This is a genomic window from Herbaspirillum camelliae (assembly GCF_001929405.1).
Classification (GTDB): domain Bacteria; phylum Pseudomonadota; class Gammaproteobacteria; order Burkholderiales; family Burkholderiaceae_D; genus Herbaspirillum; species Herbaspirillum seropedicae.
The window spans coordinates 5,203,051-5,222,998 of the sequence record NZ_KV880769.1 but is presented as its reverse complement, the minus strand read 5'-3'; the positions used below and the strand labels follow the sequence as shown (position 1 = coordinate 5,222,998).

24 protein-coding genes are annotated in these 19,948 nt (G+C 58.3%); 16 read left to right on the top strand and 8 right to left on the bottom strand.

The window, feature by feature from the left end; genetic code table 11:
- Positions 1-2: 2 nt before the first annotated feature.
- The 12 genes from BGK68_RS23380 to BGK68_RS23325 all read left to right on the top strand — a co-directional run bounded on the left by BGK68_RS23380 (position 3) and on the right by BGK68_RS23325 (position 7,843).
- A complete protein-coding gene (locus BGK68_RS23380) occupies positions 3-1,175 on the top strand; it encodes a phage baseplate assembly protein (protein ID WP_075259036.1) in 1,173 nt (390 codons plus the stop codon).
- Positions 1,172-1,765: a phage baseplate assembly protein V gene (locus tag BGK68_RS23375; RefSeq protein WP_083657876.1), complete on the top strand. Its 594-nt coding sequence runs from the start codon at positions 1,172-1,174 to the stop codon at positions 1,763-1,765. The genes BGK68_RS23380 and BGK68_RS23375 overlap by 4 nt, the downstream gene beginning before the upstream one ends.
- On the top strand, positions 1,765-2,232 hold the full coding sequence (locus tag BGK68_RS23370) for a phage GP46 family protein (RefSeq protein ID WP_075259035.1): 468 nt from the start codon (positions 1,765-1,767) through the stop codon (positions 2,230-2,232). The genes BGK68_RS23375 and BGK68_RS23370 overlap by 1 nt, the downstream gene beginning before the upstream one ends.
- Positions 2,232-3,287 (top strand): baseplate J/gp47 family protein, encoded by a 1,056-nt coding sequence (locus BGK68_RS23365; RefSeq protein ID WP_075259034.1) that lies wholly within the window; start codon positions 2,232-2,234, stop codon positions 3,285-3,287. The genes BGK68_RS23370 and BGK68_RS23365 overlap by 1 nt, the downstream gene beginning before the upstream one ends.
- Positions 3,278-3,874, top strand: a complete 597-nt coding sequence (locus BGK68_RS23360; protein ID WP_075259033.1) for a YmfQ family protein — start codon at positions 3,278-3,280, stop codon at positions 3,872-3,874. Before BGK68_RS23365 ends, BGK68_RS23360 begins: the two co-directional genes overlap by 10 nt.
- Positions 3,871-5,016, top strand: a complete 1,146-nt coding sequence (locus BGK68_RS23355) for a gp53-like domain-containing protein (protein WP_143433144.1) — start codon at positions 3,871-3,873, stop codon at positions 5,014-5,016. Before BGK68_RS23360 ends, BGK68_RS23355 begins: the two co-directional genes overlap by 4 nt.
- An 11-nt stretch (positions 5,017-5,027) precedes the next feature.
- The gene (locus BGK68_RS23350) at positions 5,028-5,525 is read left to right on the top strand and encodes a tail fiber assembly protein (RefSeq protein ID WP_075259031.1); all 498 of its coding nucleotides are present in this window, start codon (positions 5,028-5,030) and stop codon (positions 5,523-5,525) included.
- 85 nt (positions 5,526-5,610) lie between these two features.
- A complete protein-coding gene (locus tag BGK68_RS23345) occupies positions 5,611-6,015 on the top strand; it encodes a restriction endonuclease (protein ID WP_075259030.1) in 405 nt (134 codons plus the stop codon).
- Positions 6,012-6,311: a hypothetical protein gene (locus tag BGK68_RS23340; RefSeq protein ID WP_075259029.1), complete on the top strand. Its 300-nt coding sequence runs from the start codon at positions 6,012-6,014 to the stop codon at positions 6,309-6,311. The genes BGK68_RS23345 and BGK68_RS23340 overlap by 4 nt, the downstream gene beginning before the upstream one ends.
- Positions 6,308-6,883 carry a glycoside hydrolase family 19 protein gene (locus BGK68_RS23335; RefSeq protein ID WP_075259028.1) on the top strand — a complete coding sequence of 192 codons (576 nt, stop codon included), beginning with the start codon at positions 6,308-6,310 and terminating at the stop codon, positions 6,881-6,883. The genes BGK68_RS23340 and BGK68_RS23335 overlap by 4 nt, the downstream gene beginning before the upstream one ends.
- Positions 6,880-7,395 carry a lysis system i-spanin subunit Rz gene (locus tag BGK68_RS23330; protein ID WP_075259027.1) on the top strand — a complete coding sequence of 172 codons (516 nt, stop codon included), beginning with the start codon at positions 6,880-6,882 and terminating at the stop codon, positions 7,393-7,395. Before BGK68_RS23335 ends, BGK68_RS23330 begins: the two co-directional genes overlap by 4 nt.
- A gap of 79 nt (positions 7,396-7,474) precedes the next feature.
- A complete protein-coding gene (locus BGK68_RS23325; RefSeq protein ID WP_075259026.1) occupies positions 7,475-7,843 on the top strand; it encodes a hypothetical protein in 369 nt (122 codons plus the stop codon).
- A gap of 405 nt (positions 7,844-8,248) precedes the next feature.
- Here BGK68_RS23325 and BGK68_RS23320 read toward each other — a convergent pair whose 3' ends face one another.
- A complete protein-coding gene (locus BGK68_RS23320; protein WP_075259025.1) occupies positions 8,249-8,869 on the bottom strand; it encodes an NADPH-dependent FMN reductase in 621 nt (206 codons plus the stop codon).
- Between the two features lie 63 nt (positions 8,870-8,932).
- Here BGK68_RS23320 and BGK68_RS23315 point away from each other — a divergent pair, with 63 nt between their 5' ends.
- A complete protein-coding gene (locus BGK68_RS23315; RefSeq protein ID WP_075259024.1) occupies positions 8,933-9,388 on the top strand; it encodes a MarR family winged helix-turn-helix transcriptional regulator in 456 nt (151 codons plus the stop codon).
- A gap of 194 nt (positions 9,389-9,582) precedes the next feature.
- A complete protein-coding gene (locus tag BGK68_RS27235) occupies positions 9,583-10,635 on the top strand; it encodes an eCIS core domain-containing protein (protein ID WP_233149391.1) in 1,053 nt (350 codons plus the stop codon).
- Positions 10,636-10,889: 254 nt separating this feature from the next.
- On the opposite strand, the gene BGK68_RS23305 is transcribed toward BGK68_RS27235, so the two are convergent.
- The 4 genes from BGK68_RS23305 to BGK68_RS23290 form a co-directional block, all read right to left on the bottom strand.
- Positions 10,890-12,137 carry a glycosyltransferase gene (locus BGK68_RS23305; RefSeq protein WP_075259023.1) on the bottom strand — a complete coding sequence of 416 codons (1,248 nt, stop codon included), beginning with the start codon at positions 12,135-12,137 and terminating at the stop codon, positions 10,890-10,892.
- Between the two features lie 139 nt (positions 12,138-12,276).
- The gene (locus BGK68_RS23300) at positions 12,277-12,552 is read right to left on the bottom strand and encodes a hypothetical protein (RefSeq protein ID WP_075259022.1); all 276 of its coding nucleotides are present in this window, start codon (positions 12,550-12,552) and stop codon (positions 12,277-12,279) included.
- Positions 12,553-13,175: 623 nt separating this feature from the next.
- Positions 13,176-13,967: a fibro-slime domain-containing protein gene (locus BGK68_RS23295; RefSeq protein ID WP_075259021.1), complete on the bottom strand. Its 792-nt coding sequence runs from the start codon at positions 13,965-13,967 to the stop codon at positions 13,176-13,178.
- Positions 13,968-14,142: 175 nt separating this feature from the next.
- Complete coding sequence (locus BGK68_RS23290) at positions 14,143-15,153, bottom strand: GGDEF domain-containing protein (protein ID WP_075259020.1); 1,011 nt, start codon at positions 15,151-15,153, stop codon at positions 14,143-14,145.
- Positions 15,154-15,406: 253 nt separating this feature from the next.
- Between BGK68_RS23290 and BGK68_RS23285 the strand changes: the two genes are divergently transcribed.
- Entirely contained in the window at positions 15,407-15,691 is a 285-nt protein-coding gene (locus BGK68_RS23285) for a hypothetical protein (protein WP_233149390.1), read from the top strand.
- A 66-nt stretch (positions 15,692-15,757) separates the two neighbouring features.
- Here the strand turns inward: BGK68_RS23285 and BGK68_RS23280 are convergent, their stop codons facing one another.
- Positions 15,758-16,222 (bottom strand): response regulator, encoded by a 465-nt coding sequence (locus tag BGK68_RS23280; protein ID WP_075259018.1) that lies wholly within the window; start codon positions 16,220-16,222, stop codon positions 15,758-15,760.
- A gap of 386 nt (positions 16,223-16,608) precedes the next feature.
- Between BGK68_RS23280 and argE the strand changes: the two genes are divergently transcribed.
- Positions 16,609-17,811: an acetylornithine deacetylase gene (argE, locus tag BGK68_RS23275; RefSeq protein WP_075259017.1), complete on the top strand. Its 1,203-nt coding sequence runs from the start codon at positions 16,609-16,611 to the stop codon at positions 17,809-17,811.
- A 72-nt stretch (positions 17,812-17,883) separates the two neighbouring features.
- On the opposite strand, the gene BGK68_RS23270 is transcribed toward argE, so the two are convergent.
- The gene (locus BGK68_RS23270) at positions 17,884-19,041 is read right to left on the bottom strand and encodes an MFS transporter (protein WP_075259016.1); all 1,158 of its coding nucleotides are present in this window, start codon (positions 19,039-19,041) and stop codon (positions 17,884-17,886) included.
- A 93-nt stretch (positions 19,042-19,134) separates the two neighbouring features.
- Positions 19,135-19,791 (bottom strand): 7-cyano-7-deazaguanine/7-aminomethyl-7-deazaguanine transporter, encoded by a 657-nt coding sequence (locus tag BGK68_RS23265; protein WP_075259015.1) that lies wholly within the window; start codon positions 19,789-19,791, stop codon positions 19,135-19,137.
- Positions 19,792-19,948 lie beyond the last annotated feature (157 nt).

Genomic DNA, 19,948 nt, shown 5'->3' with positions numbered 1-19,948 from the left:
CGATGGCGGATTCCAATTTGCTGACCCTGCGGGTCGGCGGGCAGATCTACGGCGGTTGGAAGGGCATCAGCGTACGGACCAGCATCGAGCAATTGGCCGGCAACTTCGAGCTGGCGCTCACTGAGCGCTGGCCCGAACAGCGGGTGGACTGGGTCATCGCGCCCGGAGAGCTCTGCGAGATACTGATCGGGGACGACGTGGTGATCACCGGGTATGTCGACGTGGTGTCGGTGACCTATGACCAGAACAGTCATGAGATCAAGGTGAGCGGCCGCGATAAGGCTGGCGATCTGGTGGACTGCTCGGCCCCTACCACGTCATTCGCTGGACAGACGCTGGAGCAGATCGCCGTGGCGCTTTGTGCGCCCTTCGGCATTACCGTCTTCGATGAAACCGTAAACGGGAAGAAGCTGAGCACCAAGCAGAAGAAGGCCGGGAAGAAAGGCACGCCACCGAAGAAGACCCGCGTTAGCGGCAAGGTGCCGCGCCAGGCCTGTCAGGCTGGTGAGACGGTCTTCCGCACGCTCGACAAGTTGGCCAGGGGGGAGGGCGTACTGTTCGTATCTGACCGCGAAGGTGGCCTGGTCATCACGCGGGCAGGTCTGGGGGGCGACTGTGAGACGGTCCTGCAGCACGGAAAGAACATCCTGCAGGCGTCCTTCGAGAACAGCCATGCGGCGCTCTTCAGCGAGATCACTGTCCAGGGACAGGCCGGCGCACCCGGTGCTGATCGCTTCGACCTGGTGCATTCGGCGCCGAAGGGAACTATCAAGCGGGCGCCATCTAGCAAGACAGGAAACAGCCAGATTGGCCGCTATCGACCGCTGATCATCGTGGCCGAGACGCAGGCCGATGCAGCGCGGTGCCAGAAGCGAGCCGAGTGGGAGGCGTCCAACCGAGAGGCGAAGGCCCGCAAGGTAACGGTGACAGTACAGGGATGGCGCGAGGAGGCCACGGGCGAGCTGTGGGAGATCAATAAGATGGTCCGGATTCGCTGTCCCTGGATGCGCCTGGATGACTGGTGGCTGATCTCATCGGCTAGTTTCAAGCTGGATGAGGGTGGCGCCACGACAGTGCTGCAGCTCGTATCGCGCAAGGCCTTTGATCAGTTGCCTGAGATTCCGGAGCCCTCCGGTGTTGCCGGCACTGGTCGATTCAACGTGTTGGGGAAATGATGGACATCTTCGCTGCAATCAGAGAGGCAACTGCTGACATGAAGGGAAAGATCAACCTCATGCTAGGCCGGGGCATCGTCAGCAAGGTCAGCGACGCGGGCGCAATTCAGCTCATTCGCGGCAAGCTGATGGAAGGTGAGGATTACGACCAGATGGAGCGTGTGCAGCAGTATGGGTTCACCTCGGTACCGAAGGCAGGTGCAGAGCTGCTTGCCACCTTCATCGGTGGTAATCGGGATCATGCGGTGATCGTTGCGGTGGATGATCGGCGGTACCGCCTGCGTGGGCTGCAGGATGGCGAGATGGCGATCTACGACGATCAAGGCCAGAAGGTTCATCTCACGCGCGCTGGCATCGTGATCGATGGCTGCGGAAAGCCGATCACCATCCAGAACACTCCAGAGATCGATATGGATACCCCGCTGGTCAAGGTGGCCGGCGATCTCAAGGTGACCGGCGATATCACAGCGGGCGGCGATGTCAGCGACCACGGGAACAAGAAGATGTCCGCCATGCGCGCCGTTTACAACGACCACGACCACAGCAACCCAGAAGGCGGGCGGGTCGGGAAGGATCAGGGAAAGATGTAATGGACATCGAGATCTTTTGGGATGCCGCCAATCGTCGCGGCGATATCGCTGTGTTCAACGGCGATCTGGCGATGGATCACGACATCAAGACCGCAATCTTGATTTCGCTCTTCAGCGACCGCCGCGCAGAGGATGACGACCCGCTGCCAGATGCCAGCTCTTCGAAGCGTGGCTGGTGGGGCGACGCCCTTGGTGGTGCTGGCGAGGGCCGGCGGATTGGCTCTCGACTGTGGTTGTTGGCCCGGGAAAAGCAGTTGCCAGAAGTGGTGGCGAAGGCGAAAGAGTTCGCGCAAGAGGCGCTGCTCTGGCTGGTCCAGGACGGCGTTGTTGACTCGGTCCAGGTCGACGCGCAGATCGTGCGCCAAGGCTGGCTCGGGCTCGGTGTCACGGTGACGCGGCCGAAGACGGCGCCCGCCAAATATCGCTTCGATTTCGCCTGGTCGAATATCAATCAAGGGAGGATGTAATGGCATTTGACAGGCCAACTCTTAAAGAGCTGGTGTCGCGAGCGCTCGCCGATATCAATGGCCGGCTCACCGGCGCCGAAGCACGGCTCTCGGTGGCCACGCTCAACGTGCTGGCTGTGGTGCAATCCGGTGCCGTTGATGGACTGCATGGGCATCTTGACTGGCTCGCAGATCAACTGATGATTGATCGTTGCGATGAGGATCACTTGGCGCGCTACGCCAGTATCTGGAAGGTGCCGAGAAAGGGTGCGGGACCTTCCGCCGGCTTCGCCTCGGTGAATGCCTTCTCAGCATTGACGGTCGATGCTGGGACGCTGATTCAACGTCAGGACGGTGTGCAGTATAAGACCACGGCCTCGACAAACCTAGCTGTGGGCGCCGGAGCGCTCCCCCTTGTTGCCGTGGTGGCCGGGAAGGCCGGTAATGCTCCGGCTGGCGTCGCGCTCAACTTGGTTACACCCATCGATGGCCTGGACAGCAGCATGACTGTGGGGCCAGGAGGAATCACTGACGGAACGGAGCAGGAGACCGTCGATGCCTGGCGTGCCCGGATTCTGGAGCGCATTCAGTCGCCACCGAACGGCGGCACCAAATCAGACTATGAGGCCTGGGCGCTTGAGGTACAGGGCGTTACGCGGGCATGGGTCTACCCGAACGAGATGGGTGCAGGCACGGTGACAGTCCGCTTCATGCGGGACAACGATGCAGTGCCGATCCCTGATGCTGCGGCAGTGGCAGCGGTGAAGGCACATCTCGAAACGAAAAAGCCGGTTACGGCGGAGCTGTATGTGGTAGCGCCGGTCCCCGCACCGATCAATTTCCAGTTCACTCAACTGAGTCCGGACACGCCCGCCACACGGGCAGCGATCCAGGCTGAGCTGTCTGATCTCTTGCGGCGTGAGGCAATTCCTGGCGGAACTATCAAGCTTTCGCATATGCGGGCGGCGATTAGCTCCGCCGCCGGAGAGGACGACTACGTACTCGCGGCGCCGGCTGCGAATGTTATCAACCCGGTCGGCAGCATTAGCACAGTAGGGGAGTTTTCATGGCCTTGACCGCTGAAAACTACCAGGCGCAGCTCCTGGAGCTGTTGCCGCCTGGCTCGGTGTGGTCGCGCGATCTGGATACTGACCTGGCCAAGCTGTTCTTGGCCAAGGCCGATGAGTTGGCCAGGGTGGACGCGCGGGGTGATCAATTGATTGAGGAAGCAGATCCACGCACCACCTCGGAGATGCTTTCTGACTGGGAGCGCGTCGCTGGATTGCCAGATGAGTGCATGGATCTAGCACCCACGCCCGAGGAGCGGCGTCAGCGTTTGCACCAGAAGCTGGCGTGGCAGGGTGGGCAGTCCGTCGCCTTCTTCATCAACCTGCTTGAGGTGCTGGGATATTCGGGTTGCAGCATCACTGAGTTTCGACCGTTTCGGGCGAACTCCAAGTGCAACGCGGCCCTGAATCAGGGGGGGTGGCGCTATGCCTGGCGGATCAATGTGCCGGGCAGCGTGGTCATCCGAACCATGAACGCGACCAGCCCTTGCAATGCGCCGATTCGTCGGTGGGGTGATTCGCCACTGGCCTGCATTTTGGCGCGCTATCGGCCGGCGCACACCGTCTTATATATTTCTTATGGAGCTGCTGCATGAAAAGAATCTCTACGTCAACGCGCATGGTAGATAAGTTCGGGCCAGGGAAGTCCGGTTTTACGAACGGGAATGCTGTTACGGGGGTGGCGGCGACCGACCTCGAGGCGGCTTGGTTCGACCAAGTGCAAGAGTCAATCGTGCGCACGATTGAAGAAGCTGGGCTTGAGCTTTCCGATGTCGATATGGATCAGTTCGTGACATCTCTGAAAGTCGTCATCGAGAAGAAGATCATTACTCCAATCATCGCCGGCGGTACCGCAAATGCACTAACCTGCACGATAGATAGTGTCCGTACCGCACTCGTCGATGGAGAGCCTTTGACCGTCATCGCCAAGGCTGCAAATACCGGTGCAGTTACAGCGACGCTGACCATCGGTGGCGTGGCCCTGGCAGCACTGCCGGTCGTCAAAGGCGCTAACACAGCCCTTTCACCCGGGGATATTGCCTCCGCCGGCTACCCGATGCGGTTGTGTTACAGCGCCGGGATCGGTGCGCTGATCTTGCTCAATCCGGCGAATGGCTTGGGTAGCGGCGGTTTGCTGGCATCGTCCGTCGCGACGATCAGTTCGTCCGGAACGCTTTCATCAAGCGTGGTGGGCGGCACTGTCCTGGTGAACGCCGGCGCAAGCAACACGCAGACGCTACCTTCTGCCGCAGCCGTTGGCGTTGGGCGCCGTATTGAGTTTTTGAATATCGGTGCGGGCGCAGCCACAGTGGCTCGAGCAGGTGCAGATGGAATCGTCACCGGAAGTGCATCCGTCAACAGCTTGCTGTTGGGTACAGGTGACTCACTTACGCTGGAGAGCAATGGGGTGAGCACTTGGTACGCGGTTGGCGGCTCTGCGCAACTGAAGTCGGCGGCCGCCTTCCGCTCGCTGTTGTCCGGTAACGGCTATGCGCAGCTGCCCAGCGGCATCATCATCCAGGCAGGCGCGGCATCCGTCACCGCTGGCTCTTATACCGACGTCACTTTCCCGATCGCCTTCCCGACTGCTTGCATGTCGGTAATTGCTAATCCAGGCTTGGCTGGATCGGCTCAGTCTCAATACTCAGGCGCTGGTAACGTCACTTTGACAGGGTTTCAAATCGCAATGAACCAAGGCACCGGTGTGACGAATCGCTGGTTCGCAATGGGCTACTAATAGGAGGCTACGTGTTTTATTCCCCATCAACGAAAGGCTTCTACGATGAAGCGATCCACGGCGTGCGGAAATTGCTGATTCTCGACCAGAACTGGTCTGGCGAGGAGGGCGCTGAAGAGCGTAACACCCTCATTGACAATCCTGATTGTCTGATTCCCGTGGATGCGGTCAACATTTCCGACGAAGAGTATCTGGCCTTGTTGTCGGGCCAGGCCGCCGGGAAAGTGATCGTTCCTGGGCTCGACGGAGCGCCCGTGCTGGCCGACCGAGCACCTCCCACGCCAGAGCAAAAGGCCGCAGCAGCGCTTGCTGATGTGGATGCTTTGTTGGGTGAGGCAACGAAGAAAATTGCACCTTTGCAGGACGCTGTAGATCTTGAGATCGCCACGCCTGATGAGAAGGCCGCACTGGCCGCCTGGAAACGCTATCGCGTCTTATTGAGCCGCATTGCTCAGCAACCCGGCTATCCGGATGTAATCGAATGGCCAGCGCGCCCAGCTGCGAGCTGATGGATTGACGAAGGCCCGTGAATGTGCGGGCCTTTCTTTTGCAGACGTCTACACACCGCTTTGGCGGATTTATCAGGGGATATGAATGCCAGAACCAACAACAGGAGCAGTGATCGGGGCCGGATCGGGGGCATTTGCCGTCGGCACCATCACCATTACAGGGTCATTCCTGGGACTGCAGTATGAGATGCTGCTGGCGGGGCTGGCCGGGGGTATGGCCATGCTCTCCAACCTGCCGCCGGTGTCTCGCCCTCGCGCCGTCATGATCCTGATCACCAGCGCGCTCATGGGCGGCTATGTCGGTCCCATGCTCCACGCTTGGCTTATCCAGTCCGACGTGTTCGCCTGGTCTAGCAAGTATTCGGAGGCCACCCGGCTCTTTAGCGGCTTTGTGATCGGGGCGAGTTCCCAGACGGCCATTCCGCTGGGGCTGGGCTGGGTCCGGACCAAATTCGGAGGGGGCAACATCAACCAGGAGCCGTCCAAATGATCAAGTCTCTTCTCTCCACCGACTACCTCCTGGCGGTCAATCTTGCCGCCAGTCTGATGCTCTTCCTTCATTGCGCCTTTGCGCTCAATCGCATGGATCATCGCAGCAACCATGTCGTGCGGGCCTGGTACGTGATTACCGGCCTGGGAAGCTTCGGCGTCCTGGTCGGGCCGCTGTACGGATACCTTCATCCCCAGCCAATGGAAGTCATCTCGAACGTGGGCGTTACAGGCCTCATGGCGGGCGGCTGGCTGTATCGCAATCGCCGCGCCACAGATAGAAGGGGATCGGAATGAATCTCACACTACAGCAGCTCCAACTCATCATGCCCGCCGCCACGCGGGCATCGTTGTTTCTGGAGCCTCTCAATGCAGCCATGCAGGAGTTCGGCATTGATACGCGCTTGCGCATGGCCGCGTTCTTGTCGCAGATCGGCCACGAATCGGGCCAGTTCCGATTCATGGAGGAGCTGGCCAGCGGCTCCGCCTATGACAACCGCGCCGATCTGGGCAACACCAATCCGGAGGCGATCCGTATCGCGGCCGCCCACGGCAGCACGCCAGGCCGTTTCTGGAAAGGTCATGGCCCGATCCAGATCACCGGCTACCTCAACCACCTGGCCGCCATGATGGCACTGGAGCTGGATTGCGTGGAGCAGCCACGCCTGCTGTGCGAGCCGGTCCACGGCTGCCGCGCTGCCGGCTGGTTCTGGAAGGTCAACGGCCTGGCCAAGTGGGCGGACGCGGGCGACATCGATGGCGTGAGCGATGTGGTCAATCGGGGAAAGAAAACGGCCGCCATCGGCGACTCGAACGGCTTTGCTGAGCGCAAGGCCATCTATGACCGTGCCCTGAAGGTGATCCCATGAACCGGCTTCAGACCATAGCGATAGCCCTGGGCTGCGTCGCGCTGGCCTTCTGCCTGGGCCTGATCGGCGGCTTCCTATGGGGCGGCCATCGGCAGGCGCAGATCGATGAGGGTGAGGCGGCGAAGGTCAGCGAAGAGCATGCCGTGGCCATGGCCAATGCCACCGAGCGATATCGAGAAGCCGAACGCAATGGCCAGCGCGCCGCCGCCAGTATCGAGGCCGTCCGTCAACAGGAGAAAGAGAATGCAACGAAGCAAATGGAAGTTCTGCGCGGTCAGCTGCGCACTGGTGCTGAGCGGCTGTCAGTCGCCATCGACGCGGCTAGTGCAGCCGCCGCTGCCGCAACTGCCGGCGCTGGGGATCGAGAAGCGCGAGCCAACCTTCTGCCAGCGGCTGCTGAGCGAATTCTCGATTTCGCCAGAGAAGGCGGCGACATCGTGCGGGATCTCAATGCCTGCATCGACAAGTACCATCGTGCAGAGCAAATGATTAATGAGGCTGGAAGTAACTGAGGGGTAAATAGGGGTGGCCATTCCCATTGTTTGAAAATAATGATACATTTCTCAAATACAACGTTTCTTTGGGGGAAGTATGGAGGATGATCAGGGCGGGGCATTTTTGGGCGGGGTGGCTACCCTTATTGTTGCTTTTGGAGCGGCTTATCTCTTGGGCTTCGAGTTTAAGTCCTACTTGGCGATGGTCTCTCCACAAGCATTAGGAATATTGCTTATTGTTGCTGGAGTCAATTGGTGGTTGGGGCTCAACAGGGCGTGGCCGGTAATTTTGCCAGGAGCACAGCTAATTTTGATCCCAGGAATCCAAAAGCATTTCGTTATCGTCCCGCAACTGTTTGATGATAAATTGCCATTTTTTGCCGACTCGCCATTCCAATACGGGGTGTTTTTGATATTGTCCGGTGCAGTTGCCTTCTATATTTGGCGGCAGAGTCGGTATTATTGATATTCCCAACCAACCTTCTGCCGGGGTGGGCTGTATTTGTGTGCTTACTTAATTCTGAACGGTAGATAACGGACAAATCCCGCCCCCGCAACCAGATATCGAGAAACCGTTACTAGCTTTGGCTGGTAGCGGTTTTTTGCTTTTCGGTGTGTGATCGTCCAGTGAGTCCGGTGATCCATCGCCGCTAGAGTGGGCGCGGCTCGCCGGGAGGCATCAGCTATCGATCCGAAAAGCGAGGGAGTAAATCCTGATCGGCAAGGCGAATCGCAATAGCATTTGCCGCCTTGATATGCTCCTTGTTTTTTTGCAGAGAACGTTTCGTTCGGAACGCCGACGACGATTATTCCTTTCTGCTTCTGGTCTTTTTCCAAGAGATAGATTCCGCTGGCTTCATCGATTCTCTGATTAAAACGCACTCAATAAGCGCCTCGCCTCTCCCAGCAGCCTCTTGGCTGGATGTTCTCGACCATGCACCTTGTCCGCGAGCTCGCGCAGCGCTGACTGGATCTTGGGCTTGTATTGCAAAAACTCCCTATCGGGAATAAACGGTGCGTTCTCCCTGATGACGGCATCGGACAATGTGATCGTTGGCGAAGTGCTTACCACGCTCATTTTCAGTGACGCCGCGACCTGCCTTAACTGTTTCGCACAGCGGGTTCCTCCATGACCGCCATAGGTGACGATGGCAGTGGGCTTGTCGCGCCATTCGTGATACAGGTGGTCCAGTGAGTTCTTCAAGACGGCGGGATATCCCCAGTTGTATTGCGGTGTAACGAACACCACTGCTGCCGCGCTCGCTACTTTCCCGCTCCACGCACGCGTATGTTCTCTTCGATAGGGAGTACGCAAGGCTGGTAGCCCGTCCTCATCATCCATGGGCAAGTGCCAGTTACACAAGTCGATGATTTCATAAGAAAGATCGGTGCACCCTTTGCCAATTTCTGCAACCCAGCTGGTTATTGCAGGGCAATTTCGCCCCATACGTGTGCTTCCCATGATCAAAAATACATCTTTACTCTGTTGCATCTCTTGCTCCATTATCCGTGTAGAATACATGAATGTTAGTTTGGCAGCGAGGAAAAGTAAAGCATGTATGATGCACGTGATGTTGACACCATCGCATCCGCGATGATTGAGCTAACCGGATTCCTGAACAGCCCCCGACAGGATGAGGTGCTACTGCGCAAAGCGGGTGTCGCTCTTGATCGCGCCCTCTTTCCTGTGTTAGTTCGTTTGCATGCAGGTGGAACGATGGGTGTTGCCCAGTTGGCGGAGCACGTTGGGCGCGATCCATCCACGATCAGTCGCCAATTAGCAAAGCTGGAGCAGATGGGGTTGGTTGACCGTCCTGTGAGTGAAAACGACATGCGTGTGCGTGCTGCTCGGGTAACGATAGCTGGCGCCCGCACCATCGAGGCCATCTCTAAGGCGAGAAGAGAAGTTCTGGGTGAATTGATTCAGGGATGGTCGACAGCGGAGCGACGGCTGTTCCCGGAACTCCTGCAACGGCTTGCGGCTTCACTCAAAAAGCTTCAACAGGGATGATATGTTGCAAGCAAATTCAGCATGGATTGATACAGTAATGTTCCTGTATCAGCGATCCGGACTGGATTTGATCGGAAAGTAATGTGCTAAAGTAACTCCGCTTAATCGTCTTCGCATGCCAGTCACCGCAGATCTGGCGGGCGGGCCTGGTTCGCATGAGAACTCTTGTGTCTTTCACTGTTGGGGAAGTGATCATGAATCAGCAGGCAGAAAAAAAGTTCGAAAACGCCTCGCAGCGAACCGACGACCAAAGAGGGCGCGAGAGCGGATTTGTGCCATCGACACCATCGTTCACGGACAATCGCCCAACTGCCGCACTCCAGCGAATGCTCCAGAACACTGTCCATACTGGCCTCCGTTCGCAACACACGGCACAACGTCAATCCGTTATTCAAAAGAAAGAAAACAAGACGGGTTTGCCGGACAACCTCAAGTCCGGCATTGAGTCCCTATCTGGCATGAGCATGGATCATGTCAAAGTTCACTACAACTCCGATAGGCCGGCGCAATTGCAGGCGCATGCGTATGCTCAAGGAAGTGATATTCACGTCGCTCCTGGGCAAGAACAACATCTTCCTCACGAAGCGTGGCACGTGGTGCAGCAAGCCCAGGGAAGGGTAAGGCAAACTGCGCAATTGAAAAGCGGAGTGGCTATTAATGATGATCTGGGTCTAGAGCATGAAGCTGATCTGATGGGGCAGCTTGCTACTAAAATAAATGGCGGCGTTATTGTGCAGCAGTATCAATCTAGCCACCCGTATATTGGTGGCACGGTTCAATGTATGTTGATTCGGCGACAGGATCCATTTCCTGCTGTGAGTACTAATTTTACTCCGGGGAATTCGGTATTTCCTTCTCCGCCACATGCGTACATTAATGCGGAGGTTCCTATAGATGAAGAGGAAAAGAACGATATCAATCTTTATCTTGGGCAAAACTATCTGAATGACCAGCTTTCTATGGCCTATTACAATGGCGGAGCCATACGTAGCGAAAAGGCGCGTATTGCCTGGGATGGTGATGGAACAGAAGCCCAAATTATCGATGGGCATCACAGGTTGGTCTGGGGTTTGTATCGCGGAAACGATGTTGAATTTCAGCGTGTAGAGGCAAGCGTCAATGGCGTCCCTTTGGCGGAGGTTAAGTATCAAGGAACGCCTGTTGTAAAACCCGTCGGTGAGGAGAAAAAAGAGGATGCCGCTACTACCTTAAGTACGGTACCCGGGAAAGTGGGTGAAGTGGACTAACGTGGTGACCTGCCTCAGGCGTTAGCTACGCCAAGCAGTAGAATCCGTTAATAACCCTGTTGTGCAGCAAGCTCTGCTGGCGTTGCGCGGACGCTTAACGTAGAGGTGTTTAGGTCGTACACATGCACTTGCAGCAACTTGTCCCGTTCATGCGCATGCTTCCAGCCGTTGTGATTACCCGCGCATTTGCTACCCACATGAAGCAGGAAAGGTAATCATGACAAACGAGGCAAAAGGAAGGCGCCTCCGATGCCTCACAAAAACGCCTGCCGCAACATCTGCTCGAACTGCTGATGGGAATGTGCAACCGTTTGCCGCCTTACGCAATGGAACATATTTCGCATCGCCATTGCACGCAAAAGATCAGGATTCAGGTGATCTGAAATCTGTTGTTCGAGTTGCTCCACCATCGCAGGCAGGATGGCCTGCCTGAACCCCCGGTAATCATCACTGACCCATCCTTCCGGATGGTCACAATACACGGACTCTCGGACTCCAAATATCCTCATTACGCTGTCTTCTTCCGGCGCCAGATATTCCTCATAGCCGAGCGCGTCCGATATGATGGGAACGCAGCCGCTAGCCATGGCGCGCAGAATGCTGAATGAATGCAGACCCGCAGAAGGGAGTGCAAACATGTGGTGGGAGAAGTAAAGCTGGCGTAGTTCATCATCACTGACACGGTGATTGATCCAGCGTACCCCATCCAGGTCTCCTTGCTGGAACCACTTGCCGAGGTCCTGGGGAACGCTTGAGAGAATGGTCAAGTGCAAGTTCGGATGCCGCCGTCGCAAGGTGCTGAATGCCCTTAACAGATGATGTCCTCCGCGAAGATAAAAGGAGCCGGGATCCTGGTGCAATGAGTTGGTGAACAGGATATGCAGGCTGCTCGATGTATCGAATTTGCGTAAGGCTTCGGTCGGTGATTCGATGTTGATTCCCAGGGGAACGTAGTGAAGCTTTCGCCTGATGACGTCACTATCGAACACGCGTTGCATCACTTCAATGCTGGATTTCATATGCGAGAAAATTGCGCGGCATTGCGCAGACAAAAAGGCATTTTCGATGCCCTTGAAGTATCCCTTTTCCTTCAGATGCAGGTCACGCGTCGCTCCCGTATTAATGAACGGAAAGAAAATGCTGGGGAAGCTCTCGAAGTGAAAAATCCACGGCTTGGCGCCTGCATAGAGAGGAGCTGTGTGGAGGAAAAGCGCATCATACGAATCCCCCTGTCCTTCAATACATATTTGATCCAGCAGATGCAGGCGCTCTATATATTTTGTCTGATCGGCTTTACCGTCGATGCTGCCGCAATGCTGTGCCAACGCTGTACCCACAGCGACGCCGATCGAGTTCTGCGGATTAAAAGTCCGGGTGATCTCGTAGGATCGTATCGCTTCGTTGTTCTCCAGAAAGGACTGGACCAGCGGATGGGGTCCATTCAACGCGCGATAGAAGGGGAGCGACCAAGGAAGTCCGAGAGTGGGCAGAGTGCTGCTCATAGGAAAGATGAGAATTGATTGGGTGGATGCTTCGCCAAGAACGGTACACAACCCGACAGCGACGAGCCGAGTGATTAAACTTTTTCGTTGTCCCTTGGGTTGCTCGCTTGAACATTCAATCAGCTAGATGCCCGCGCGCTCATGCCGTGAACAATGTCGCCTTGCTGGTCGTAGGGAATTGCTTGAGCTTGAGGAAAATATCAACGTAATTGAGTTCAGGGCTTTCTTTGAAGTGACTGAAGTGACTTAAAGGAAACGAGTCTGGGTGCTCAATGAGATCGAGACATTCATCCACGAAAGTCCTGCGTGGTTTGGCAAAATAGACGTACTCATCAAGGTCGGTCTGCTCTGACACCTGTTCGAATATATGGGCGTGCCGATTGGCCAATACGTAATAAGCGCGCCATTTCGACAAGAGGTGGTTTCCGGCCCAGCCATGATTTTTTGTGATTATGTTTATCATAGGTATTTTTGTGGCGTGAAGTAGTAATTAGTCAGAGGGCTTATTTCCCTCGGAAGAAACTAATTCCAAAACATTGGGGTTATTTTTTTCACTCTAATATATGGCCTCTATCCCTGCGAAATTTATTTTTTGAATGGGGGCGTTTTTGTTGCAATCAGGTTGATTGGAATCTGCCAACGCGCGGCATTCAAACGCTTATTTGCGCTAAATCAATTCGGTATCATTTCTATTGTGGAATGTGGTCCTTGGGCAAGACGACTCTAAAGAGTGGAGGCAGACCGGAAAAAGGAAATGATTAGATCTCTTGATCGCATAACTTATATTTCTTCATTGTTTCCGTGAGGCATTTTCTAATTAATTGGTTTAATTAATCTTCAATAAAAAAATGACTCTTCTGCACAAGCGATCGTGAATGCAACCAATGCAGCATGTCGTATTGCCACAAGCGTCGCAGGTCAATCCCTCAGCAACAATGCTGCCCGATCTCCCATAAAAAAGCGGCTCACCGAAGTGAACCGCTTGAATGTCCAGCCACAGCCAGGACACCGACCAGCGGCGTCCAGCTCAAGCCGAAGTCAGGCGCGACGACGACGACGCGCTGCCACCAGGCCAAACAGGCCCAGTCCCATCAGACCCAGGGTGGCCGGTTCGGGAACGTTGCTCGGGGCCAGGGCCAGCGAGGTGGTCATGGTGAAGTTGGAACCGGAGGTGTGACGCTCGGCCTGGAAGATGTCCAGGCGATAGGTGCCGCCATTGTTCATGCCGGCGCCGGCAGCGAAGCTGTTCAGGTCCACGCTGGCGCTCTCTTCGCCGTGCACGCCGCCCAGGTCGATGGCCAGCTTGCCGTTGATGAAGACCCACACGTCGTCATCACCCTTGAAGGTGAAGTTGGAATTGGCGGCGCTGTTGTAGGTGAACTGGGTGTGCCATTCGGTGGTGAAACCGAAGTTGTGACCCATGGTGGTCTGGGCCAGCAGCTGGTTGTCGATGGGGAAGAAGGCGTTGCTGCTGTACTGGTACAGGTTTGGACCAATCTGGTTCAGGTTGATCGACACGGAGCCGGTGCGGTTCACCGAAGCGTCGTCGTGGTACCACTGGTAGAACGAGGCGGCGCTGCTCACGGTCGGGTTGTAGTCGGCCGAGTTGTAGACCGGCTTGCCGTCTGCACCCAGGGTGCTCTTGACGATGCCGCGATCATCGCTCACGTGGGACTCGAAGTCGGGATGGCCGGCTACGCCGTTGTGGGTGGTGCCGTACGAGTTGAAGTCACGTACGGTACCGGTCAGGGTGATGGTGTTGGCGTGGGCGGTGGACAGGCTCATCAGGCCTGCCAGCAGGGCTCCGCCGAGAAGGGATTTGGCGCGCATCGGATTCTCCATGTTGGTCTGAAAACAACCTGGTCAGCAAAATCCGTTCCAGTTTTTCAGGTGGCAGGAAAATCCTTTTTAATCAGATGCTTAGCGTTTTCTTTGTGCGCGCTGTCAGTCATGGGTGTAAAGAATCCTGACATATTCTGACGGAACTGGCAGGCGCGTTTTTCCTTCAGGCGCTGACGACGTAGCGGTCCTTGCCGGCGCGCTTGGCCTGGTACAGGGCCTGGTCGGCTGCACTGAGCACTTTGGAGACGGAGCTATGGTCGGCGGCACGGGCGATGCCAATGCTCACCGTCAGCGGGCGCGCATGGATATGGATCTGGCGCACCTCCTGCAGCAGTTTGGCGGCGACTTCCTCCGCATGGACCAGGCCGCCGCGGCTCAGGGCAATGCCGAATTCTTCGCCGCCCATGCGTCCCAGCGCACCCTCGCTGAGGGCAGTCTGCATGGCGCGCGCGGTGAGGATCAGGGCTTCGTCGCCGCTGGCGTGGCCGAAGTCGTCGTTGATCTTCTTGAAGTTGTCGATGTCGATCATCAGGAAGCAGGCGTCACTCGCTTGTCCTGCCTGCAGGATGATGGGTAGTTGCTGCATGAAGCGGCGACGGTTGTCGATGCCGGTGAGCGGATCCTTGAAGGCGATGAATTCCAGTTCCTTGCGCAGTCGCAGGCTTTCGACGTGCTGCCGCTTGACGGTCAGGTTGACGAAGTTGCCCAGGCCCAGCACGGTCAGGGTGAGCATCAGCATCCAGCGCTCGTCGCCGACGACCTCGGCATCGATGAAGCTGCCCCGGCCCAGGATCAGGTACACGCCGCAGACGGCCAGCATGTAATGCCGCGTACGCGCAAACATGGGAGCGCTGACCAGCGCGAAGGTGATGCCCAGGGCGCAGGTAAACAAGGCCCGGTTGGGACTGGGTTGCGCCAGCATCGCGAAGCCTTCGGCAAGCAGCCAGATCATCAGGAACGAGGCGGGCACCAGCCAGCCTGGCCGGCTCACCAGGTACAGCAGGAATAGGCCGCCTGCGGTCAGCGCCACGCCTTCCCACCATGGGTAGACGTAGCTCGGGGCGGCCAGCGCCCACCCTGTCAGAAAGAGGATGAAGCCCGTTGCTTGCAGGCCGATCGACAAAGGGCGGATCAGGCCGTGGAATTCATCAATTCGCTGCTGGGTCAGTGGCATGTCAAATCACATTCAATATCCGGCGGGGCATCCCTCATGCCCACGGAGGCTGCCCGCTGGTCACGGAGCGCTCCACTCGGGTTGCCGTCACTATAACAGCGTGGTCGTGCTCAACAGAAGTAAGTTTCATCTGGCGTCGCTATAACTGCATCAAACTTCGCTGCGCCTTCGCTTGCCGAGGGGAAATCTGCGACTATCTTCGTGTTAGCATCGCCTGGAGTTCAATTTCATTCACCACCAAAGAGAGATGCCCATGTCGGAACAAGACCAGGAACAGCCGCAGCAAGCGCAGGAGCAGCCACCGCAGGATCCCTGGATCGAGCGCGCCGAGGAGTTGAAGTCGCAGATGGAGGAGCTCCTGGTGGCGCAGCTGGAAGAGTACGAGCTGATGACGTCCAAGCTGGAACAGTGGAAGCAGAACCCCGGCAATTCCTGGCTGACCGAGGAGGATTACCGTCCCTGGCAGGAAGCGCTCAAGAAGCTCGAAGCGGCCCAGCGCGAATTCGATTCCCACATCAGCAGCCGGGTCAAGAAGTGATCCTGGCCTCTGCGTTGTGGGCGGCAGGACGTCGTCAGGCCTGAGCGCTGGCGTCGTTCCTGCCCCTCATTCGGAGGCGGCCGGCTTGCGACGCGTGGCGCCGGATCCGCTGCGCCGCCGTCGTGGTCGCGCCCAGCGTTGGGCGCATTCCACCACCGCCTGCATGTATTGCGGAGCGGTCTCGGGCTTGAGCAGGTAGGCACTGGCACCGGCCTCGAGCAAGTCGGGCATCTCTGGTGGATAGTCACTGTCGGGAAAGACCACCACGGGGATCGAACGGGTATCTCGTCCAGCCTTCATGGCGAGGATGAAATCGGCGCCGTTGTTTTCCATCATGCCGGGATCGAGCAGGATCAGGTCCGGCAGGCGTGCGTCGTCCAGGCGGTGCCGATGCAGCAGGCCGTCGATGGCGGCGTCGGCCTCGTCGTACCATTGCAGCACGCAATGGAAATTGCTTCGCCACAGCGCAAAGCGCGCCAATTCTACTGCTTCGCCGTTCGATTCAATCATCAGGATGATCGGCGGTCTCATGTTGTGATTCCTCTAGCGTGTTGCCCTGAGCCTGATTCCTGTGCGATAGGAGTGGTCTTGTGCCGCCGTGGCGGTTCTCTCTACACGAAGTCTCAGCGCTAGTCTGACAAAGTTGCGGGGCCGCTCCTATCATGATTTTCCTGATGACTGGGTAGCCTGCGCGCACGATGGGGCAGGGCGGTGTAACCTAGGCGAGTTGCAGGAGGCAGGTCTCCGTCTGGCATGGTTCCCATCTTGCGAGAGTGCGGGGAATCGGTATTGCCGGCATGCCGCGTAGTGCGGCTGATGGCACGGGGCTTGCTGAGGAAGTTGCCGGAACGTGCGTTGCATGCTGCATCCGCGCAGCCTAGCACCATGTTCCTGAATCGAACAGGCAAAACATCATCATGAATGCATCACTGAACACTGCGGCGTCGCAACCGACCCGCCAGACGCTGGACATCCTCACCACCCTCATCGGCTTCAATACCGTCAGCCGCGAATCCAATCTGGGTCTCATCGAATGGGTGCGCGATCACCTGGAGCGCCATGGCGCGGTCACCCGCCTGACCTATGACGCCGAGCGGCGCAAGGCCAATCTCTTTGCGACGCTGGGCGATGCCGGGCCGGGGCGCTTTGGGACGGTCTTTTCGGGTCATACCGATGTGGTCCCGGTGACCGGCCAGAAATGGGATACCGATCCCTTCGTGGCGCATGTCGCCGATGGCAAGTTGTTTGGCCGTGGCGCCTGCGACATGAAGGGGTTCATCGCCATCTGCATGGCGCGCCTGCCCGCCATCGACCTGGGGCGGCTGCATACGCCGCTGCATTTCTCGTTCTCCTATGACGAGGAGGTGGGCTGCCTGGGCGTGCGCGAGCTGCTGGCCGACCTGCAGCAGAACGACATCCGGCCCACCGGTGTGATCATTGGCGAACCGACCATGATGCAGCCGGTCATCGCGCACAAGGGCAAGCGCTCCTATCGCTGTTCGGTGCACGGCCATGCGGCGCATTCGTCCTGCCCGCACCTCGGCATCAACAGTATCGACTTCGCCGCCATGATGCAGTTGAAGATCCGCGAGATCGCCTTGCGGGTGCGGCATTCGGGGGTGCAGGATGATGACTTCGACGTGCCGTATTCATCCATTGCCACCACGCTCACCAGCGGCGGCAATGCGCCCAACATCATTCCGGACAAGGCCGAGTTCGTCTTTGAGCACCGCTTCCTGCCCGGCATCGATCCGGCCGAGGTGTTCGAGGAAGTGAAGGCCTATGCGGAGCAGGAAATCCTGCCGCAGATGCGCATCGATGGCGTACAGGGGCGCATCGAGTTCGAGACGCTGACCTCCTATCCCGGCATGTGTACGCCCGCCGATGATCCGTTGGTGACGTCGGCCCTGCGCATCCTGGGTAGCGAGCGTGCGCGCAAGGTGGGGTTTGGCACCGAGGGCGGTCTCTTTGGCCAGGCCGGGATGCCGGCGGTGATCTGCGGGCCGGCTGACATTGCGCATGCGCACAAGCCCAATGAGTTCGTCACGCTGGAACAGCTGGCGCGCTGCGAGCGCTTCTTCGACAACTTCATCGCCTCGGCCCATCTGAGGCCAGCCTGATCCGGCGCGGGCAACGAAAAAAGGCGCTTGTCCTGCGCGGGACAAGCGCCTTTGTCTTTGTACGAGGACGAATCAGGCCGGGGCGCGCACGCGCTTGTCCAGCGAGGCCGAGAAGGCCACGGTGGCCAGTCCCAGCAGGGCGAAGAAGGAGCCGATCAGCGGCAGGTCGGTCAGCGGCAGTCCGGCCGAAATGGCCAGGCCGCCCACCCACGCGCCGGTGGCATTGCCCAGGTTGAAGGCGCCCTGGTTCAACGTGGAGGCCAGGTTGGGCGCGCCGCGCGCGGTATCGAGTACGCGGATCTGCGCGCCCGGCACCACCGCAAAAGCAAATGCACCCCAGGCAAACATGGTCGCCAGCGTCGGCCACTTGTAGTGGCTGGTAATGGAGAACAGCCCCAGCACCACGGCGATGCAGAGGAACACGCCGCACATCACCGGCATGAGCTTCCAGTCGGCCAGCTTGCCACCCACCAGTCCGCCCACGGTAATGCCGGCGCCAAAGAGCAGCAGCACCCAGCTTTCCTGCTGGGTGGTGAAACCGGTCACGTCCAGCAGGATGTAGGCGATATAGGTGATGACGCTGAACATGCTGATCGAGGCCAGGGTCGAGGTCAGCAGCGAGAGTTGCACGCGGGTGTCGATGATGGAGCGGAATTCCTGGAAGATATTGCCTGCCTGCATGGGGATCTTCTTGGGCAGCATGGTCCACAGCATGATCGCGGCCAGCACGCCGATGGCGGTCACCGCTCCGAAGGTGGAGCGCCAGCCGGCGGCATGGCCGAAGGCGGTGCCCAGCGGCACGCCCAGGATATTGGCCACGGTCAGGCCGGTAAACATCAGCGCCACGGCCTGGGCGCGCTTCTGCGGGGCGACCAGTTCGGCCGCCACCACCGAGCCGATGCCGAAGAAGGCCGCATGGCAGAAGGCCGTCACCACCCGCGCCACCATCAGGAAGACATAGTTGGGCGCCAGGGCGCACAGCACATTGCCCAGGATGAAGAGGCACATCAATCCCACCAGCGCCTGCTTGCGCGGCCACTTGGCGGTCAGGATGGCGAGGATGGGCGCACCCGCGGCCACGCCCAGGGCATAGCCCGAGACCAGCATGCCGGCTGCCGGAGCCGTTACGTCCAGATCGCGGGCGACATCGGGCAAGAGGCCCATGATGACGAATTCGGTGGTGCCGATGCCAAAGGCGGCAACGGCAAGGGCAAACAGGGGCCAGTTCATGCGCAGTCCAGGTGGAGGGTGGAGGAGGAGGGGCGCGGCGGACAGGCCGCACAAAGCCGCAAGTTTACCGTTGGATGCAAATCGTTGCAGGACTCAGGCCGGATCGGCCGCGGGAGGGCGGGCAAACCAGCTCTTCAGGCATGACATCAGCGCGCCATAGGCCGGCAGGAAGAACAGCAGGCTGATGGCGATCTTGAAGCCGTAGTCGACCAGCGCGATCTCGATCCAGTGCTCGGCCATGAAGGGATCACTGCTGCGCCAGAAGGCGATGGAGAAGAAGGCGATGGTGTCGCTCGCATTGCCGAAGATCATCGACACCGACGGCGCCAGCCACCAATGGCGCGAAGCGCGCAGGCGGTTGAAGACCTGCACGTCCAGCACCTGTCCCAGCACATAGGCCATGAAGCTGGCCGCCGCGATGCGCGCCACGAACACGTTGAAATGCGCCAGCGCGCCGAAGCCCTGCCACTGCCCCATGTAGAACAGCGCCGAGACGCCATAGGAAATGAACAGCGCCGGCAGCATCACCGCAAAGATGATGCGACGGGCCAGCGGCGCGCCGAAGAAGCGCACGGTCAGGTCAGTGGCCAGGAAGATGAAGGGGAAGCTGAACGCCCCCCAGGTGGTATGCAGGCCGAACAGGGCGACGGGCAGTTGCACCAGGTAATTGCTGGACGTGATCACCAGCAGGTGGAACAGGGAAAGCCAGGTCAGCAGCGCGGCGTGGCGGCGCAGGTCGAGAGTCGTCATATGGACCTTTTTGATGAATGGGGGCGAGGGAACCCATGGCAACAAGCCTTTGCCGGCGGCAAAAGGCGAAGCCAGCCATTATAGTCCATTGCGCCGCCCGGCCTGCCTGGACGGCCCGTTCGGGGTACACTGCTGCGTTTTTCCGGCAGGAACATCT